The following is an 18,011-nucleotide window of genomic DNA, read 5'->3' on the forward strand; positions in this document are numbered from 1 at the left end:
TCATCCTCCGATGGAGGCCAGGTGCGGGGTCAGCCCGGTCTGGCCCTGGTGCAGTCCATGCCCGGCCGCTTTCAGGCCAAGCTGTGTGGTGATGCGTGCCAGCAGCGCGTCGTGGTCGTCGTCGCTCTGCAGCAGCGGGCGCAGCGGTACGCCGAACTCGCCGAACAGGCACAGCCGAAGATCGCCCTTGGCGGTTACCCGCAGGCGGTTGCAGCCCTTGCAGAAGTCACGCGAATACGGGGCGATGATGCCGATGCTGCCGCGATGGTCAGGGTGGCCGAACTCCCGCGCTGGGCCGGCATCGGCCGCGCGCGGACGCTCGTGCCAGCCGGCGGCCAGCAGCTGCTCGATCACCAGGTCGGCGCGCAGGTGGTGGCGCTGGAAATAGGCTTCGTTGTCGCCGGTGCGCATCAGTTCGATGAAGCGCACGCTGAAGGGACGGTCGCGCAGGTAGTCCATCCACTGCGGCAACTCGTCGTCGTTCAGGCCGCGCAGCAGCACCGCGTTGAGCTTGATCGCCGGCAGGCCCAACGCCTGTGCCAAGGCCAGGCCCTGTTCGATCTCCGGCAGGCGGTCATGCCCGGTGATGGTCCTGAAGCGTTCGCGCTGCAGGCTGTCCATGCTCACGTTCAGCGCAGTCAGGCCGGCGCGGTGCCAGCCCGGCAGGCGCCGCGGCAGCAGGGTGCCGTTGGTGGTGATGGCCACCTTGCGGATGCCCGGCACTGCCGCCACGGTGGCGATGATCTCGTCCAGGTCCTTGCGCAGGCTGGGCTCGCCACCGGTCAGGCGGATCTTGCTCATGCCCAGCGCGGCAAACGCACGCACCAGGCGCGCGATTTCATCCACCTGCAGGAAGCGCGGGCGGCCATCGGCCTGGTAACCGTCGGGCAGGCAGTAACTGCAACGGAAGTTGCAGGCTTCGGTCAACGACAGGCGCAGGTACGGAAAGCTGCGTCCGAAACCGTCGGTGAGTTGGCTCATGGCTGGTCCACCTTGTTGCTCCACCGTCTTGCCTGTGCCCGGAACGGCCCGGAAACCCTCGTCTGCTGGAACGATTGCCAGAGTACGCGGCAGTCAGTTCCATGGGCATGACTTAAATCAATCGTCTTCGGCCCCGCGCGGCAGGCGTTGTGGCAGCATGCGGCTTTCCGTGCAGCGGGCGTGTGACAACCCTCATGATGATGAACGATTTCCAGCAGCTGCTGCACGCCGCAGGCCAGCAGGCTGAACCGCAACGCTTGCTGTTCGTATTCGTGCGCGCCGAGCTGCCCGAATCGCCCACCAGCGACCAGCGCGACCGGCATGACCGTCGCGAGGGCGGCACCCTCTCGCCGGTGCTGTGCGTGGACAAGCTGCCGGCCGAGGTGCCCAGCTTCCAGGCGCTGGCGGCCGAATCGACCACCACCGGCATCGACTGGGACCTGGTCTTCGTGGCGGCGCTGGACGGCCGCGCCGGTTTCGCCCCCAACAGCGACGAAGCCGCGCGCCCGCTGAAGCTGATGGTCAACGCCATCCATGACGGTCAGATCGGCCGCTTCGCCGCCTTCGACCGTGGCGGCGAGCCCGTTCAGTTCTATTGAGCCACCAGCTGCAGGGTCAGGAAGAAGATCACCAGCACGGTGTTCAGCCCCCAGGCGACGGTCAGCCCACGCGCGGCTACGCCCAGGTTGGGGTTGTGCGCGGTGGGCGCCGCCCGCCATACCGCCGGGATGATCCAGCCGGTATAGAGCAGCAGCACGGCAAATACCCCCAGCAGCAGCGTGGTGCGCTGGTTGGCCAGGGCCCAGAGGGCTACCGCCCACAGAATGTTGCTGGGAATGACGCCCTGCAGCCAGAACACACTCCAGAGGCGGGAACGGCCTTGGGTGTCGGGGGTTGGGTGCAGCGAAGCGGTCGCGGTCATAAGTCTCCTTCTGGTTAGGAAACGTGCCGGACCAGCCTGCGCTTGGTGGCTGGGAACGTCAACCCGAGTCGCACGTCACGCTTTGGCGCTGCTGGGGCCCGGCCAGGCTCGACTCAGCCTCGCGCGGAGCCTGTCGCCATCGCCCCTCCCCACCCGCTTCCTTTCCTCGCCCAACCTCGACACCTGTCGCAGATTGCACGGTGCGGGCGGATCACCGCGCCAGCCCGCGCTGGCAGTGCTTAACAGCGTGGGAGAATGCCGAAAGCGTCTCCAATCGAGCGATGTTTGCAACTCTTCTGATTGGCATTGCACAGCGCCAGGGACTCAGATGGCGTGCCACCGGAAAAGGGTGGCCGGGCTTCGAATCCCGTGTTGGCTTTGAGTAAGTGCGCTTGCCAGCCGGCGTCACCATGCGTGGCGCCGGCTGGCAATCCGTCTGCCGGCTATGGCGGGCGGTGCGTTGGGGGCGTTCGCGCCCGCCGGCTTGAAGCCAACCCGGATTCGAACCACGTACCGCCCGCCACCTTTCGGGTGGCGGCTACCGATTGCCCTCCACGGAGCCTTGCCATGAACGAATCGGACTTCCCGCATCTGCACGCCTACCGCAGCACTGCCCACGAGGACGGTCCGCCACAGGCTGCGCCCGCAGTGGACAGGAACACCTTCATTGCCAACCTCCATCGCATCGGCGTCGGTGCGGCGGCCGATGGCCAACCCTGGCCGGAGCGCCATCAACTGCCCGGCCGCTGCCTGGCCCTGGCCGACGCCGATTGCGCGTTGAGTGGATTGCGGGTGGTGCTGGAACTGCTGCTGGCGGCGGAGCGCACCCGCCAGAACGGCGAACCGGAAGAGTACGTGGGCGACCGGGTGATGGAGGGGTTGGTCATGGCCTGCCAGTCGTTGTGCGCGCAGGCGGTGGGGCGGTTGCAGCCCGACGGGTGAACGCCAGGCGCAACGGCCTTCAGCGAGGAACGCTTTCAACAGGCGTCAATGCTCCCTGAAAGCGCTTCTCAGATCGACGCCGATGATCGGCGAGAAGTCCACCTTGCACAGTTCCAGCTCGAAGAGCTGATCGTGATTATCCAGGCACAGGGTGACTCTCACCGGCACGCCATCGGCATCGGCAAGCATGGCCGTAGCAATGTCACTACCGAAGAGCTGGGTCGTGCTGGACAGGAACACCACGCCCTCGAATCCGACGACACCCACATCCTCCACCTGAGCGAGCGCCAGATCCTTCAACAACCGTTCGGACAGCTCGGTCGTCTCAGGCAGCAGCCTGTGGATGAGAGAAACCTCGTCGGGGGTGAGGAATCTGGGCACGGGATGTCCTTCAGGGCACTGCACCCGCCATCGGCAGATGCTCGATCCGCCATGTCCTGGCGTAGATGAGAATGACGCTTCCAGTCAAGCTGGTTTCGAGACGGAAACACTGCAGGTGACCGGTCGAAGCGGTCAGGGCAGTCCTGGGTGCTGCCTTTGGAGTGCGGCACTTGCCCGAGGCGCCCCTTGGCAGAAGCGTCGGACCACATCACTTTATGCATGAAACTGCCAAAGCAGTCTTCACGTCAGAATCGCCGATATTGGACGATGCCAGCTGATCGACAAGCCCGCAAGGAATCTTAGCCTCCCCATGCTCGGGAACCGTCAGAAGATCTCCATTATGCTTCCTGGAGTTTAGTGCAACCCACACTCTTTTTTGTGGTCCCACTGAAAATCCGGCCAGCAGATGCCCCCCAGTCTCGTCATAAATCAGGCCCGGTCCCGGCTTGCCTCTGAATTGCAGCTCCGCCGCTTGTAGAGAGGCATAAACAGGTTTATCTGCGAGCTCCCCTCTGGAAAGCCCCCTAAAGAACCAGATCGCGACGCCCACGAGAATCGCAAATATTAATATATAAATGAATTTCACGGCCCATTCTTTCCGTCGAAGTTCTGAAGTTCCGGGGGGATCTCGCCACCCCGAAGAATGAGGGAAGTGCCGATTCGCAATGGACTAGCCAACGCGTGTGCATAGACAAATCCCGGATGGATATGGCCGCTCGATATAGCCACTCCGGCAGCCTCCAAAGAACTGTCCACTGCTGTTGCGCAGTTATTGGAAATAACAGAATAGTTGCCCGGATTATGCTTCCTCATCTCTGCTGCGATCGCAGCCTCTTGCTGGGGCGTAGTACGAAGTCTAACAATCTGAACAAATCTATCTTTCACTTGGGACTTCAAGTATTCGTAGGTACTCCCTCCGTAGGGATGGACAGTACCGTAGCTGAACACGCCTCCGCTTGATGTAGCTATGGCTATGTGGCCAAAAGGATTGCCATCAACCGCTCCGGAGTCGATGACCAGCGTATCAAGTCCCAGCGGATCAAGTGCGGCTACTGGGTACCCACGCGCATACGCGTAAGTGCTCACACCGCCCATCAACCCAATCGGATCACTCTGAGAATACCGCCCCACCGCCGGGTCGTACTCGCGCTGGTAGTTGTAGAACAACCCACTCGCATCCGTCGCCTGCTGGCCCGGGAAGCGCAGCGCCAGCTCGAACGCCACACCATCGCCGTCCGGGTCTGCACTCGGAATCTGGTTGCCGAACACCTCGCTCTTGTTGCTCCACTCCCAGATCGAGACATTCCGTACCGGATCGATCACCACGCGCGGCGTGCCCAGATGATCCGGCTGCACGTAGGCCAGTTCAGGCACGCCGGTAGCCGGCACATTGATCAGCGCTACCGGATAGTTGTCCAGCCAGATGGCCTGCTGCTGCGCCTGGCCTGTGGCCGAGTAGTTGCCCAGCCACTGCCCCGCCTCGTCATACAAGGTGATCTGTGCAGCGCCACCGGCCGGGCTGCGCAGCATGCGCTCGCCGCGATGGTTGTAGGCGTAGCTTTCCAGTACGGAATTGCCCTGCTTCACCGCGTTCATGCGGTTGGCATCGCTGTAGGTGAACGTCTTGCCGCCGATGCTGGTGGTGTTGCCCACCGCGTCATGGTTGCGCGCTTCGCCATCCACTGCGGTCAGCCGGTGGCTGGTTGCGGGATAGGTGTAGCTGGCGGTGCCTGCCGAGGTAGTCAGCGAAGTGCGATTGCCGGTGGCGTCGTAGGCATAGGTTTCGATCGGCGTGCCGGTCGTACCGTCCTGGGTCTGGGTCAGGCGGCCCAGCGTGTCGTAAGCGTACTTGGCCAGCACCGTCGAGCCTGTGCCGTTCTTCAGCTCGGTGATCGAACCGACCGGATCATAGCCGTAGCCCAGCGACAGGCCGCCCGCGGCCGGGTCGTGCACCGCTTGCGGTCGATAGTCCAGGTCCAACGGACGCTGCAGCTGGCGGCCATTGCCGTAGGTCCAGCCGGTCGCCGGACCGAAGGCTGCATAGGTCACGTTGTTCACCACGATCTGGCGCGCCTGGCCGGGCCGGGTCAGGCCGATCTGGCTGATGCGGCCCTGGATATCACGCACGTAGTCGGCCACGCTGCCGTCGGGGTAGGTCAACGCGGTCAGGCGACCCGACTTGCTGTAGGCATAGCGCAGTGTGCTGGCCACACCATTGACGGTCTGCACCTTGCGGGTGACCTGGCCGAAGCGGTCATGGCAGTACTGGGTGCTGCCATTTGCATGCAGCACCTGCCCCAGGCGCCCCTTGGCAAAGCGCTCGTCGGCGGCGCAGGCTGCTGGCGCCACGTCGTAGTTGTAGCCCACGTCCAGATTGGGATCCGGATAGGCGACGCCGATCAGGCGGTTGAGTGCATCGTAGTGGTAGGTGGCGGTGACGCCGCGCGCATCGGTGACGGTCTTGCGATTGCCGGCCGCATCCACAGTGAAGCTGCTGGCGCCACTGTCCGGGCTGGCCTGTCCGGTCAGATCGCCGAACCCGTTGTAGGCGTAGGTGGTGTGCAGGCCCTTCGGGTCGGTGACCTGGGTGACCTGGTCCAGCGCGTTGTACTGGCTGCGGATCTCCGCCGCCACGCCGCCCACGTCCTGCAGGGTCTGGGCCAGGCGGTTCAGCGGGTCGTACTGCTGGCTGGTCACGCGCTGCAGGGCGTCGGTCACCGTCTGCGGGTTGCCGTTGGCATCGTAGGCAAAGCCGGTAGCGTGATTGCCTGCGTCCTTCAGTGCAGTCAGCTGGCCGAGCGTGTTGAACGTCCGTGCCAGGGTGCGACGCAGGGTGCCGCCAGTATTCAGCGTGTCTTCCTTGAGGCGGTTACCAGCATTGTCCAGCGTGTAGTGAATCGTGTTGCCTGCGTTGTCCTCGATGTCTGTCAAGCGCAGCGCAGCATCGTAGACGTAGGAAACGCTGCTGCCATCCGGCTCGGTGATCTTCTGCACCTGGCCCGTCGGCCAATAGCTCAGCTGGGTGACCCGATCCTCGGCAGTGGTCGCGCCGCGTACGGTGACCGAGGTTGGCCAGCCGCGCGCATGGTACGTGTAATCGGTGACCACGCCGTTGGCGTCCTTGACCGACAACGGCCGCCCGAACACGTCGTAGGCCAAGGTCTCGACCGTCTGGCCCAGCGCATTGGTCACGCTGCGCAGGTCGCCCTTGCGATAGCTGCAGGCGCCATTGGCCGCGCATCCCGCATCATCTGCCGGGTAGTAGGCGTAGGTAACGGCATCAACCACATCCGTGCGCGGACCATCCACGCTCTTCAGCAGCCCTTCCACAGGGCAGCTCCCTGCCGCAGCCACGTCCGCAGCTTCGCAGTAGGTGTAGCTGGTGATGCGCGTCTGACCGGACGCGGTGTCGGTCACCGTGCTGGCCGTCGGCTGGCGTCGGGCATTGAAGGCCGTACGCACTTCGCGGCTACCGATCTGGGTGGTCAGTACCGCATTGGTTTCGACGTCGCGCGCGGTGGTCACCACCCGCTGTTCGGGCAGGCCGACCGCTTCGGTCACGGTATGGATGCTGACGGCACGACCACTCACCGGGTCGGTGCCCTGCGCATAGGTGTGCTTGGTCTGGATGCCGCGGCGATCGGTGTAGGTATCCAGACGCCGGCGGAAGTCGACACTCCGGTCGTAGTAGGTTCGGCTGACGGTTCCCTGCGAATCCGTCAGGCCGGTCACCTTGCGCGACGGCGCGGTGTCGCCGCCGGGTGTCAGGGTGTAGTCGGTCTGCCGCCCCAGCGCGTCGGTCACCACCGCACCACCATTGGGGCTGTAGGCCAGTGTCACGCCATCGGCACCGCCGGCATGCTGACTGGAGATCACACGACCGATGGAGTCATAGGTAAAGGTGCTGTAGCGGCGACCGTCCTCAGCGGTGATGCCGGTCAGGTGCTGGGGGAAGTCCTGGTTCTCGTAGTGATATGTCCGCACACCACCACCCGCATAGGTCACCGTGGCGACCTGGTTCTGCGGCGTGTAGGTATAGGTGGCGAGCGCAATGCCTTCGACCAGGACCGAGCTGATCAGCGCCTCGTAGTCGTTGGACTGGTAGACGAACTCCAGCGTGCGGCCACTGCTGTGGGTGACGGCCGCCAGGCGGTCGCTGTCATCGTAGATATAGGTCAGCGACGTACCATCCGGGAAGCGCTTGGCGGCAAGACGCCCGTCTGCGCCGAAGGTCGAGATGGAGCCCGCCGAGTACAGTGTCCAGTTGCCGTTCTGGACCAGACGATCCCCGCTATCGTCATCCGCCTCGTAGGCTTGGCCGATCTTCTTGAACGCCCGCTGGAAGCCGGTGCTTTCAATGATGCCAACGCTGTCAACGCCATCCAGCGCCAGGTGGGCGCCCAGCGAATGGGTCCAGCCATAACCGAAGCCACCGGAGGACGTGGAAATGCCGGAGTGATAGAAACGCGTCAGTGCGATCCAGCCCAGATCGAAGTCCGGCGCAATCTCATACTTCTCGCCCGTTTTAACATCACATGGGTTGCCGACATTGCCGTCGCAGGTACCGCCGTTGGAGGCCGGGTCATTGTCGGGAATCGGACTCATGTTCGCAGCTGTATCGTTGCGGGACATGGGGCAGTTACCGTTGCCGCCGTCCTTGTCGCACTTCTGCGACTTCGAGGTGATGGTCGCAACGAAGTCCTCGTTGACGCAGGCGTTGTGCTTGTTGGACCACTGAGTGAGCGGAATCGGGCAGTTCAAGCGCCGGGTACGCGCGACCGCAACCGTCCCGGTATACGGGGTGCAGGGCGATTCAGCCGTATTGTTGCCAGCCATTGAAGTCAGATCGTAGTAGCGTGACTCGATGACACCTTCCTGATCGGGCGAAGCCGCAAACCAATCGCCAGACGGAGTGACCGCCGCCCCGGGGCACACGGGATTGCTGGCTTGTTGGTCCGCAAGAAAATCGGCCACCATCGCCTCTTCCGTCGGGAATATGTCACGCCCGATGTAGGACCAGTCCGGGTCGGAGGGCTGCGCCTTCCCCATCCAGTAGGTAATCGACGTGTTTCCGTTCAAGTCCACGACTTTCGACTTGATCTTGTCGACAGACTGCCAGCCGAACTGGAACTCCGGCGGGAACGGGCTGGGCGCCGGCAGGTTCTTGATGGCGGCCACCGCAGCCTGTTGGGTCTTGTATTGCGTCGCATCGCCGCCGGGCTGCGAAATACGCCAGGTGATCTTGCTTTCCTGCGCCTGTGCCACTGCAGGAGCGAAGCAGCCGACGGCAACAACGGTCAGCGCGGCACGCGAGAAACTCTTCAGTCGTTCCAACATCCCTGTTCTCCTTCCTGGACGAACACAGCGCCGGCGGGAACGAGAACGCGGGGTGCTCCCGCGTCATGCTTCGGATCGTCCCTGGTCCGGAATGCGGCAGTGCCACATGCCGCCTTTATCGTTGAGGACGCTTTCACATACAAGTGTGGAGACGCGGAATCGATCACAGATTCAAGCATCCATAGCCATTCAGCGGGCTGCGTCCTGTCCCCATGACTTCCTGCACAGGGAGTCAGTGTTATACCTCACTACATTACCAGTACGACCTGTCGCGAGGTCGGCAGGCTGCGGCGCTCCGCTACAGACCTGACCCATCGGAAGGGCTGGCACGCGTCACGGCCCAGGGGAATGGCAATGAAAAGCAGCCGAGTGACGTTGTGGGTGCTGGCCGCGGTGATGGCCGCTGCAGGCACCGCCCACGCAGGGGAAATCCAGGTGGATCGGGGCGCCTACGCACTGCAGGCCGAAGAGACCGGCGCCGGCCAGATCACCGTGGTCTTTGAATCCGGTTTCGGGCAGGGCGCGGGCGCCTGGAAGGAGGTGGTTGCGGGTCTCGGGCGCGAGTACCACAGCATCACCTACGCCCGTGCAGGACTCGGCAAGTCCGGCAGCGACGGTCACCCCAAGCGCATCGATGCGCATCTGGCCGACCTCACGGCCGTGATCGATACGCTCGCTCCCGGTCGCCGCGTTGTGCTGGTGGGTCATTCCTATGGCGGCCTGCTGGCCACGGAGTTTGCACGCCGCCATCCGGAGCGCCTGCAGGGCCTGGTGCTGGTGGACCCGGCCACGATGGGGCAGCGCCATGCGTTCAAGCATGCCGACAGTGCCCGCGTGCAGGCAGACGATGCCCAGCTGCGGGCAATGCTGCCGCCGACCATGGCCACCGACTATGCCGTGCTGACCGAACAACTGGATGCACCCGGGGCGGAAACCCCGCGCTCAATGCCGGACGTGCCGGTGGCGCTGCTGACTGCAACCCAGCTGGCTGCCGAACCGCTGTTCTTCGAAGAAACCGCAGCGGGCAAGGAGCTCTGGAAGGCCCAGCACGCCCTGCTCTTCTCGGGGTTCACGCGCGGCTCGCACCGCTACCTGGCAACCGGGCACACGCTCCAGCGCGAGGATCCTGCTGCGGTGGTGGCCGCCATCAGAAATGTTGTGGACCAGCCCTAGCGCCCTGCGACAACGCACTTCATGACCGCGACCGCCCTGGCCGTCAGCGCCTGCGCCCCCGACGTCGCACCTGCCTCCGCGGCTGCCCGGCATGCAGGCCCTCCCGCAGTGCGATATGCCCGAGCATCAGCGCCGCGGCAAAGAGCCCCATCGCCACCAGCATTTCGAATCCGCGATCACCAAAGAGCAGGCGGATGGAGATCTGCAGTGAGCACAGCCTGCCGCAGCGCAGGCCCTGCTCGTTGAAGCCATGGATGAGCACCAGTACGCCCATCAGCCCGCACAACGCCATCAGGGCCAGGCTTGCGATGAAGATGAAAGGTCGATGGATGCGCATGCGCTCGTCGCGGTCTTCTAGGGTGATGTCCAGCGCGACGTTGCGAGCACGCGATCGGAAGCATCCAGCTCCACCGACCAGGCCTCGGTATCCAGGCCCAACCGGTTCTCATACCACCATCGCTGCGCACAGCGACCACTGGATCCCCTGCTGGCATAGCGGCTGAAGCACGCGCCCGCGCATCATCCGCGCAGACCCTATTCAACGTCAAACCGGCCTGTTGCGGCGCCCGGCATCCGTGCTAGCGTGCGCCGACCGATGATTCAGGATGAACACAGGGACGCCCGTCGATGGCAGGCAAAAGACGGAAGGACAGGATCGCGCAGGAGATCGGCCTGTTCATGCAGCAGTACGCGCGCAAGGCGCAGCGGCATACCGAACCCAACGACCGGCCGTACGATCGGAAACTGGAAGAGCGGTTCAAGCGCTTGCCACCGGAAGAACTGGGTAGGCTGCTTTCTGGAGAAGAGGACGACGATGACTAGCCCCGCCGGAATAGCCAGGCGCACCATCGTCGTGACAGTCTGTAGCGCGCTATGCGCCTGCGGCCTGGTGATGGACAGTTCGTTCGACACCCTGCAGCAGGCCATCGACTCCGACATGGTGAACAAGGGATGGATTCCCGGCTGGGTGCCCCACGAGGCGACCGACCTGCGCGAGGTGCACGACCTCGACTCAAACACCAGCGCGCTGGCGTTCACCAAGCCCCGTGTTGTGCTGCTGAAGTTGCCTGCCGATTGCCAAGCGACCGCGTCCGGCGACAGCGATCCTGTTGCGTTCGATCGATCCTGGTGGCCGGGTGAGGGGACGCTCAACGAGTCATACAGGGTCTTTCGCTGCACGCCCGAATCCGGAAAATCAGTTTTCGTCGCGGTGAACAGAAACGAAGACCGCGTGCTTTTCTGGCGGGCGTACCCGCGCTGATGCGCTTGCGCAGCCATTCTTCCCATCAGGATTGACCGATGTCCATCACGCATGCACGTTTTGCCACCGTTGCCCTCTGCCTTTGCGCCTGCCTGCCGGCCTACGCCACGCAGAACGCACCCGCCGACGTCAAGGCCATCGAACAGGTGGTCGAATCGTTCCGCACCTCGCTGATCAACAAGGACAAGCCGACCTACATGGGGCTGTTCTTCTCGGATAAACCCGAAGACATCGGCTGGCAGGTCGTCTCCGAGGATGTACGCCTGCAGGACATCCGCAAGGCCAAGCCCGATGCGATCAAGGCACGGCAGATTCCCGCCAACAACTTCATCGCGCTGATCGACGGGGCGGTGGCCTCGCCGAAGCCGAAGGAGGAGACATTCTCCAACACGAAGATCGAGACGGATGGCGATGTGGCCTCGGTATCGTTCGACTACAGCTTCCACGACGATGGAGTGAAGACCAACTGGGGCAAGGAGATGTGGCAGCTGGTCCGCACCGAGCGGGGCTGGAAGATCTTCTCGGTGATCTACTCGATGCGTGATTCACGCAGCCCGGCCGAATGAGTGATCTGCCAGACTGAAGCCCACCGTTTACCCACGCCAGCCAGACCCCGATGACACGGATTGCCGACCTCAACGCCGACCAGCTCGCCCACCACGCGCTCAACATCTTCATCGCCCAGGGCCGCCATGTGGAAGGCGCCCGCGTGATCTACCGGGCGCTGCAACTGGACCCGCATCATCCCGGTGCGCTGCGCTGCCTGAGCGATTTCCTGGCCCACGAGGGCACCGAGCCCTTCGCGGCAGCCACGCTGGAGCACGCTCTGTCCGGCGCAGTTCCGTTGACAGACGATGCGCGCCGGATGCTGGATGACCTGCGCTTCCTCGACATCTGGTCCTGGGGGTTTTCGCGGCACGTCTCCGGCGAAGCCAACCTCAGCGGCGACGCCTTCCAGCAGCGCGAGGACTTCGTCTTCGATGGCCCGGCCTATGCCGCCTTCCTCAACACGGTCACCGAGCCGGCCGGTTCATTGCAGGGTGCCTTCCAGGCGGCCGTCCGCATCTGCGGGTTGATGCCCGGCCTGCTGCGTCATGCGGAGAAGGACAATCCTGCGTTCGATGACGTGCTGCGGTCCTCCGACTTCGTGGAGACCGAGGCGTACCCGGCATGGCTGGCCTCGCCGACGAATGAGCTCGACACCCTCGACCAGGCCATCCAGGCGCAGCGCCAGGCCGGCTGAAGGAAAATCCAACGGGCGTCCGACGCTTTCCCGACGCCCGCCTGTACATCCTGTCGTGAGGTCAATTCATGGCAGGAGCGGCATGCAGCCACCTCACCCCAGGGACAGCGGCAAGTACCCGCACGGCAAGACCGGGCTTGCCCGCATCTTCCATACGCTGATCCATTCGCGCGATGGCTTCATCGCCACCTTCCGTGGCGAAGCGGCCTTCCGGCAGCTGTTGCTGCTGCATGCGCTGCTGATCGCCACCGCCTTCCTGCTGGACATCAGCCGCGTCGAACGTGCTGTGGTGCTGGCGGTCTGCTTCATCAGCCTGCTGGTGGAGCTGCTCAATTCGGCCATCGAAGCGGTGGTCGACCGCATCTCGCTTGACCACCACCCACTGTCCAAGAACGCCAAGGACATGGGCAGCGCCGCACAGACCACCGCACTGCTGATGGTCGGCACGGTGTGGGGCGTGATCCTGCTGGGCTAGCTCACGCCCGAGCCGCCGGGCAGGGCCCGGCGCTACCTCGTGTTGCTGCGTTACTGCGCCGCCAGGGCGAAATCCAGGCCCGCGCACACCGCCGCCACCTGGGCGTCGTTGCATTCCTGCGGGTTGGTGCGCGGGCTGTCCGGGTAGACCTCGGTGGTGGTGGCAAAGCGCGCGTCGGTGAAGCCGGCGCAGGCGCCGATCGAGCGCGATTCGCCCCAGACCACGCCCGGCGACTGCAGCGGCAAGCCGACCAGGTTGCCTTCGGCGTCGGCCGGCGCGATGTGGGTGACCGGGGCAACGGCGGTGATCAATGCCTTCTGGAACTCGGCCTGCGGGTCTTCGCTGTTGCCGATCACGTAGAAGCCATCCGGAATGGTGTCGCGCTCGAACGGCTTGCCGTCGCGGGCGCAGCGCGCCGGATCGAACTCGTGCAGGTCGCTGTCGGTGGTCTCGTGCAGGTCCAGGTGCACCAGCAGGTTCGGCTTGCGCTCGGCCACCCAGCGCATCAGCGCGGCGGCTTCCTCGATCTGGCCGCCGTCACGGAAGCTGCGGTTCGGGTCGATGGCATCCGGGTTCCAGCGCTGGATGCGCTCGTAGCCCCACGGGCTGACGCACGGTGCCACGATCAGGTTCAACCGGCCCAGGTAACGCTCGGCCTGCTGCTCCAGGAACTGCAGGGCGCCATGCACGCCGCTGGTCTCGTAGCCATGCACGCCGCCGGTGATCAGCGCGGTCGGCAGCGCCGGGTTCCAGTCGTGGTTGACCACGGCGAACAGCGGGTAATGGTCCGGCGCATAGTCCAGCTGGCCGTACTGGATCACATCGAAGCTGTCGTCCAGGCGTTCAAGCGCGGCCACTACATCGTCGTGGTAGCTGCGCTGGCGCTGCTGGCGGGCCCGCCACTGTGCGCGTTCCGCGTCGCCCCAGGGCTGTCCGGGGGTGCCGATCGGGTAGAACTGCGCAACAGTCATTGGGTACTCCAGGGGTCGAACGGATGGGTGCAGCCGGACATTCTAAGCCCTGTCGCGCCTGCGGGTGCCCTCCCCCCGGCCCCGCCTTCATCCAGGCCGGGTCATCTGGTTGTAAAATCAGCGGTTTTTGGCCCCTCACACCTTGATGGCGAAAGCAGCGCAGCCGGTCCTGGGTGGACCGGAATTCCTCCGCCTGCTCGCCCGTCTCAGCGACGGCGCGATGCCGGCCAGCAGTCCCGCCCTGACCGATCGCCTCGGCCAGTGGGTGGACTGGAGCCGTGCCGTGGCCCTGTCCGGCGCGCTCGGCGGACGCCTGCCCGAGCCGGGTGAGGCCACCGAAGCGGCCGGGGATGTGCTGGACGACTGCGCCCAGGCCCATGCCAGCCTGCTGGCCTCGATCAGCGAGGATGCCGAGGCCGAGCGCCTGCTCGACCTGGCCGAAGCCGCCGCCGCACCCAACTTCGCCTCGCTGCGCCAGCGCTACCGGGTGCTGCAGCAGGCCATCCAGACCGCCACCGGGCGCCTGCGCGGCCGCCTGCGCGACCAGCTGGTGCAGGTTTCACCCGAGCTGGCACGGCTGGCCGAGGTCGACGCAGTGATGGAGCAGACCCTCACCCCGCGCGAGCACAGCCTGCTGGCCACTGCGCCGGCGGTGCTCGGCGCCCGTTTTGAACGCGTGCACGGCCAGCCCGGTTGGCGCGCGGCCTTCCGCCATGACATGCGCACACTGCTGCTCGCCGAGCTGCAGCTGCGCTTCCACCCGATCGAAGGGCTGCAAGACGCCCTGCGCTCCCACTGACCGGAACACCATGTCCAGAACTGCTTTCCATGTCGTTGTCTTCCTTGTCGGCCTGCTGGCCGTGTGCTGGATAGGCATTGGCTACGTTTCGGTGCATCCGCTGGGTGCAGCGGTGGCGGCGATCATCGCGGCCTGCTACATCGCCGGTGGCGTGGAGCTGTACCGCTACCGCCAGGCCAGCAACGGCCTGCGCAGCGCACTGAGTGACCTGTCCAGCGCGAAGGAGAGCCTTGCCCCCTGGCTGGAACGCGTGCCGGTGGGCCTGCGCAACGCGGTGCGCCTGCGCGTGGAAGGCGAGCGCACCGCCCTGCCCGCGCCGGTGCTGACCCCGTACCTGGTTGGCCTGTTGGTGCTGCTGGGCATGCTCGGCACTCTGCTGGGCATGATGGACACCCTGCGTGGCACCGGCCTGGCCCTGCAGAGCGCAACCGACATGGCCGCCATCCGCGGCTCGCTGGCGTCGCCGGTCCAAGGCCTGGCCGTGGCATTCGGCACCTCGATCGCCGGTGTGGCCAGCTCGGCCATGCTCGGCCTGCTGGCCGCGCTGCTGCGCCGTGACCGCCTGCAGGCCGTGCAGCAGCTGGACCGTGCCATTGCCGGCGACCTGCACCCGTACTCCCAGGCGTGGCAGCGCGCTGAATCGCTGCGCCTGCTGCAGGCACAGTCCGCCGCGCTGCCGGCGCTGGTCGACCGCCTGCAGGCGATGACCAGCACCTTCGAACAGCACAGTGCGGTCGCCAATGAGCGCCTGCTGGCCGGCCAGGCCGAGTTCCTGGCCCAGAGCCAGGCGCTGCAGGAACGCCTGGCCGTCTCGCTGCAGCAGTCGCTGCGCGAAGGTGCCGAGGCCAGCGCTGCTGCCATCGGTGGCGCGCTGCAGCCGATGGCCGAAACCACCCTGGCTGGCCTGGCCCGTCACGGCGAAGCACTGCACACCCGTGTCGAGCAGGCGGTGCAGCAGCAGTTGTCTGGCCTGAGCGACGGTTTCGAGCGCAGCCGCGTCGCCACCGAGGCCAGCTGGGCCAAGGTGGTGAGCGAGCAGACCCAGGCACAACAGGCGCTGGTGAGTGATCTGCGACAGCACCTGCAGGCCTTCAGCGATGGCCAGGGCACGCACGCCGAAGCACTGGTCGCGCGCATCGGCGAGCGCCTGCAGGCCGATGCCAGCGGCAATGCCGAGGCCTGGCGCGCCGCCGCCGAACAGCAGCAGGCACTGAATACCGCGCTGGTCGAACGCCAGCAGCAGGCGTTGCTGGCCGCCAGCGAGCATCTGGATGCGCGTGCGCAGGCCCTGCTGCAGGCACTGGAACAACACCACAGCGCCAGCCAGGCGCTGCTGCAGGATCACGAACTGCAGCGTTCGCAGCAGTGGCAGGCCGCGCAGGCCGCCGCCGCGACCGCGCACGCCGAACTGCAGGCCAGCCTGGACAGCCGCGAGCAGCAGCGCCAGGCGCGCTGGGATGCGGTCAGTGCCGAACTGCAGCAGGCCCACGCCGCGCTGCAGGCCCAGCTGCAGGCCAGCGACGAGCAGCGCCTGCAGCGCTGGAGCGATGCCCTGCAGCACGTTTCCACCGATCTGGCCGAGCGCCTGCAGGCCAACGGCGAACGCCTGGCCGCGCAGCAGCAGCAGGTCTGCGACACGCTGGCGGCAACCGCGCAGCAGATCGGCGAGAACGGTCGCGCCCAGGCCAGCGCCACGCTGGCCGAAGTGTCCACCCTGCTGCAGACGGCCGCCGCTGCGCCGAAGGCCGCCGCCGACGTCATCAACGAGCTGCGCAGCACGCTGTCCGAGAGCCTGGTGCGCGACAACGCGATGCTGGAAGAGCGCGGCCGCCTGCTGGCCACCGTGCAGACCCTGCTGGATGCAATCAACCACGCTTCGCACGAGCAGCGCACCGCGGTGGACGCCCTGGTCGGCGGTTCGGCTGAGCTGCTGGAACGCGTCGGCAATCGCTTCACCGACCATATCGCCGCCGAGACCGGCAAGCTGGATGGCATTGCCGCAGCGCTCAGCGGCAGCGCCGGCGACGTCGGCCAGCTGGCTGGCGCCTTCGGTGACGCGGTCGCGCAGTTCGGCAGCGCCTCCACCGAACTGTCCAGCCGCCTGGAACAGATCGGCGGCGCGCTGGATGCCTCGCTGGCCCGCAGCGACGAACAGCTGGCCTACTACGTGGCACAGGCGCGCGAGGTGGTCGACCTCAGCCTGCTGTCGCAGAAGCAGGTGATGGAAGAACTGCAGCAGCTGGCTGCGCGCCGCGCCAAGGCCGGCAGCGCATGAGCGACGAGCTGGAGGTCGATGGCGGTTCGCACGCCCCGATCTGGGCCGCCTTCGGCGACCTGATGTCGGTGCTGCTGGGTGCGTTCGTGCTGATACTGGTCGGTGTGGTCGCCGTGCAGCTGGAGCTGTCGCAGCGGCTGGACCAGGAAGTGAAGCAGCGCCAGGCCGAGGCCAAGCGCCTGCAGACCCTGGAACAGGCGCTGGCTGGCCCGTTGGCCGCCGGTCGCGTGACCCTGGTCGACGGCCGCATCGGCATCAGTGGCAGCGTGTTGTTCGCGCTGAACTCCGACCAGCTGCAGCCGGAAGGCCAGGAGCTGCTGCGCAGCCTGGCCGCACCGCTGGCCGCCTACCTGGGCACGCGCGAAGAGATCCTGATGGTCAGCGGCTTCACCGATGACGCACCGGTGCGCGAAGGCAACCGGCGTTTCGCCGACAACTGGGAGCTGTCCGCGCAGCGTTCGCTGACCGTGACCCGCACCCTGATCGCCGACGGCGTACCTGCCGACGCTGTATTTGCTGCCGCGTTCGGCAGCGGGCAGCCGGTCAGCCCCAATGCCAGCGAAGACGGCCGTGCACGCAACCGGCGCGTGGAAATCGCACCGATTCCCAAGCCCAAGGCCACCGATGCCAAGTAAGCCGCCCGCGCTGGAGGGCCTGCGCGCACTGGTGCGCGACCTCGATGCGGGGTCGCGCTCGCTGCCGCACTATCCCCAAGTGCCGATGCTGCAGCAGGTGCAGCGCGAGTGGTCGGAACTGCGCAGCGAACTGCAGGTGCGCCGCTCGTTGCGCACCGAAGCGCCCGCCGACGGCGGCCCGCTGAACTCGGCGGTGCTGGTGCAGCGCATGCTGGACACGATGCAGGCGACCAGCCCCGGCTACCTGCGCCATTTCATCGACTATGTGGACACTCTGTCCTGGCTGCAGGCGCTGCAGGATGGTGCGGCCAGCGGCGGCGATGCCACGAAGCCGAAGCGCACGCGCAAGCCGCGCTGAACACCGATGGGTAGTGCCGGCCGCTGGAAGGTGGGCTGCACGCAGCTCGAACATCCAGTGAACATGATCCGGCACGACAACCCACGCGAGTGACTGCACCAGCCCCCGGCGTTCGATGTAATTAACGGGTCGATTACACATGCCACTGCAGCTTCGCTTTCAAAGAGCCGGCGGCGCAGATATGTGGTCGTAGACCTGACCGGCAATCGAACGCCGGACCAGGCGGAGGCGATGGCCAACGACCAACGGCCGGCACTA

General features: G+C 65.6%; 19 protein-coding genes. 12 read left to right on the plus strand and 7 right to left on the minus strand.

The features are described 5' to 3' along the window. The gene (moaA, locus tag B9Y82_RS09735) at positions 1–981 is read right to left on the minus strand and encodes a GTP 3',8-cyclase MoaA (RefSeq protein ID WP_075677992.1); all 981 of its coding nucleotides are present in this window, start codon (positions 979–981) and stop codon (positions 1–3) included. Positions 982–1,175: 194 nt separating this feature from the next. Between moaA and B9Y82_RS09740 the strand changes: the two genes are divergently transcribed. Then, positions 1,176–1,580 carry a ribonucleotide reductase subunit alpha gene (locus B9Y82_RS09740; protein ID WP_100472849.1) on the plus strand — a complete coding sequence of 135 codons (405 nt, stop codon included), beginning with the start codon at positions 1,176–1,178 and terminating at the stop codon, positions 1,578–1,580. Here the strand turns inward: B9Y82_RS09740 and B9Y82_RS09745 are convergent. Then, complete coding sequence (locus tag B9Y82_RS09745; protein WP_005416862.1) at positions 1,574–1,903, minus strand: hypothetical protein; 330 nt, start codon at positions 1,901–1,903, stop codon at positions 1,574–1,576. The two genes, B9Y82_RS09740 and B9Y82_RS09745, sit on opposite strands and share 7 nt — an antisense overlap. Before the next feature lie 567 nt (positions 1,904–2,470). On the opposite strand from B9Y82_RS09745, the gene B9Y82_RS09750 reads away from it, so the two are divergent. Beyond that, on the plus strand, positions 2,471–2,845 hold the full coding sequence (locus B9Y82_RS09750; RefSeq protein ID WP_100472852.1) for a hypothetical protein: 375 nt from the start codon (positions 2,471–2,473) through the stop codon (positions 2,843–2,845). 45 nt (positions 2,846–2,890) lie between these two features. Here B9Y82_RS09750 and B9Y82_RS09755 read toward each other — a convergent pair whose 3' ends face one another. The 3 genes from B9Y82_RS09755 to B9Y82_RS09760 form a co-directional block, all read right to left on the minus strand. Further along, entirely contained in the window at positions 2,891–3,226 is a 336-nt protein-coding gene (locus tag B9Y82_RS09755) for a DUF6984 family protein (RefSeq protein WP_100472855.1), read from the minus strand. Between the two features lie 208 nt (positions 3,227–3,434). Next, entirely contained in the window at positions 3,435–3,812 is a 378-nt protein-coding gene (locus B9Y82_RS20615) for a hypothetical protein (RefSeq protein ID WP_157804622.1), read from the minus strand. Further along, complete coding sequence (locus B9Y82_RS09760; RefSeq protein ID WP_238381581.1) at positions 3,809–8,563, minus strand: RHS repeat-associated core domain-containing protein; 4,755 nt, start codon at positions 8,561–8,563, stop codon at positions 3,809–3,811. Before B9Y82_RS09760 ends, B9Y82_RS20615 begins: the two co-directional genes overlap by 4 nt. A gap of 354 nt (positions 8,564–8,917) precedes the next feature. On the opposite strand from B9Y82_RS09760, the gene B9Y82_RS09765 reads away from it, so the two are divergent. After that, entirely contained in the window at positions 8,918–9,736 is an 819-nt protein-coding gene (locus B9Y82_RS09765; protein ID WP_100472858.1) for an alpha/beta fold hydrolase, read from the plus strand. A 43-nt stretch (positions 9,737–9,779) separates the two neighbouring features. Here B9Y82_RS09765 and B9Y82_RS09770 read toward each other — a convergent pair whose 3' ends face one another. Beyond that, the gene (locus tag B9Y82_RS09770) at positions 9,780–10,073 is read right to left on the minus strand and encodes a hypothetical protein (RefSeq protein ID WP_100472861.1); all 294 of its coding nucleotides are present in this window, start codon (positions 10,071–10,073) and stop codon (positions 9,780–9,782) included. A gap of 290 nt (positions 10,074–10,363) precedes the next feature. Here B9Y82_RS09770 and B9Y82_RS09775 point away from each other — a divergent pair, with 290 nt between their 5' ends. The 5 genes from B9Y82_RS09775 (at position 10,364) to B9Y82_RS09795 (ending at position 12,715) form a co-directional block, all read left to right on the plus strand. After that, positions 10,364–10,558, plus strand: a complete 195-nt coding sequence (locus B9Y82_RS09775; protein ID WP_100472864.1) for a hypothetical protein — start codon at positions 10,364–10,366, stop codon at positions 10,556–10,558. A 70-nt stretch (positions 10,559–10,628) separates the two neighbouring features. After that, positions 10,629–10,997 (plus strand): hypothetical protein, encoded by a 369-nt coding sequence (locus B9Y82_RS09780; protein WP_238381582.1) that lies wholly within the window; start codon positions 10,629–10,631, stop codon positions 10,995–10,997. Positions 10,998–11,035: 38 nt separating this feature from the next. After that, positions 11,036–11,563, plus strand: coding sequence for a nuclear transport factor 2 family protein (locus tag B9Y82_RS09785; RefSeq protein ID WP_100472869.1), 528 nt, complete (start codon positions 11,036–11,038; stop codon positions 11,561–11,563). Between the two features lie 50 nt (positions 11,564–11,613). Beyond that, positions 11,614–12,240 (plus strand): hypothetical protein, encoded by a 627-nt coding sequence (locus B9Y82_RS09790; RefSeq protein WP_100472872.1) that lies wholly within the window; start codon positions 11,614–11,616, stop codon positions 12,238–12,240. Positions 12,241–12,322: 82 nt separating this feature from the next. Then, the gene (locus B9Y82_RS09795; RefSeq protein WP_088026224.1) at positions 12,323–12,715 is read left to right on the plus strand and encodes a diacylglycerol kinase; all 393 of its coding nucleotides are present in this window, start codon (positions 12,323–12,325) and stop codon (positions 12,713–12,715) included. A gap of 50 nt (positions 12,716–12,765) precedes the next feature. Here the strand turns inward: B9Y82_RS09795 and B9Y82_RS09800 are convergent, their stop codons facing one another. Further along, complete coding sequence (locus tag B9Y82_RS09800; protein WP_014037468.1) at positions 12,766–13,686, minus strand: M14 family metallopeptidase; 921 nt, start codon at positions 13,684–13,686, stop codon at positions 12,766–12,768. 145 nt (positions 13,687–13,831) lie between these two features. Between B9Y82_RS09800 and B9Y82_RS09805 the strand changes: the two genes are divergently transcribed. The 4 genes from B9Y82_RS09805 to B9Y82_RS09820 are packed head-to-tail and all read left to right on the plus strand — an operon-like array spanning position 13,832 to position 17,753. Further along, positions 13,832–14,485 carry a DUF3348 family protein gene (locus B9Y82_RS09805; RefSeq protein WP_088026226.1) on the plus strand — a complete coding sequence of 218 codons (654 nt, stop codon included), beginning with the start codon at positions 13,832–13,834 and terminating at the stop codon, positions 14,483–14,485. A 10-nt stretch (positions 14,486–14,495) separates the two neighbouring features. Next, positions 14,496–16,760: a DUF802 domain-containing protein gene (locus B9Y82_RS09810; RefSeq protein WP_100472875.1), complete on the plus strand. Its 2,265-nt coding sequence runs from the start codon at positions 14,496–14,498 to the stop codon at positions 16,758–16,760. Then, positions 16,757–17,395 (plus strand): OmpA family protein, encoded by a 639-nt coding sequence (locus B9Y82_RS09815; protein ID WP_100472878.1) that lies wholly within the window; start codon positions 16,757–16,759, stop codon positions 17,393–17,395. The genes B9Y82_RS09810 and B9Y82_RS09815 overlap by 4 nt, the downstream gene beginning before the upstream one ends. Next, entirely contained in the window at positions 17,313–17,753 is a 441-nt protein-coding gene (locus tag B9Y82_RS09820) for a DUF2894 domain-containing protein (protein ID WP_329809544.1), read from the plus strand. Before B9Y82_RS09815 ends, B9Y82_RS09820 begins: the two co-directional genes overlap by 83 nt. The last annotated feature ends 258 nt before the right edge of the window (positions 17,754–18,011 follow it).

Source organism: Stenotrophomonas maltophilia, from assembly GCF_002799155.1.
In the GTDB taxonomy this organism is placed as follows: Bacteria; Pseudomonadota; Gammaproteobacteria; order Xanthomonadales; family Xanthomonadaceae; genus Stenotrophomonas; species Stenotrophomonas maltophilia_R.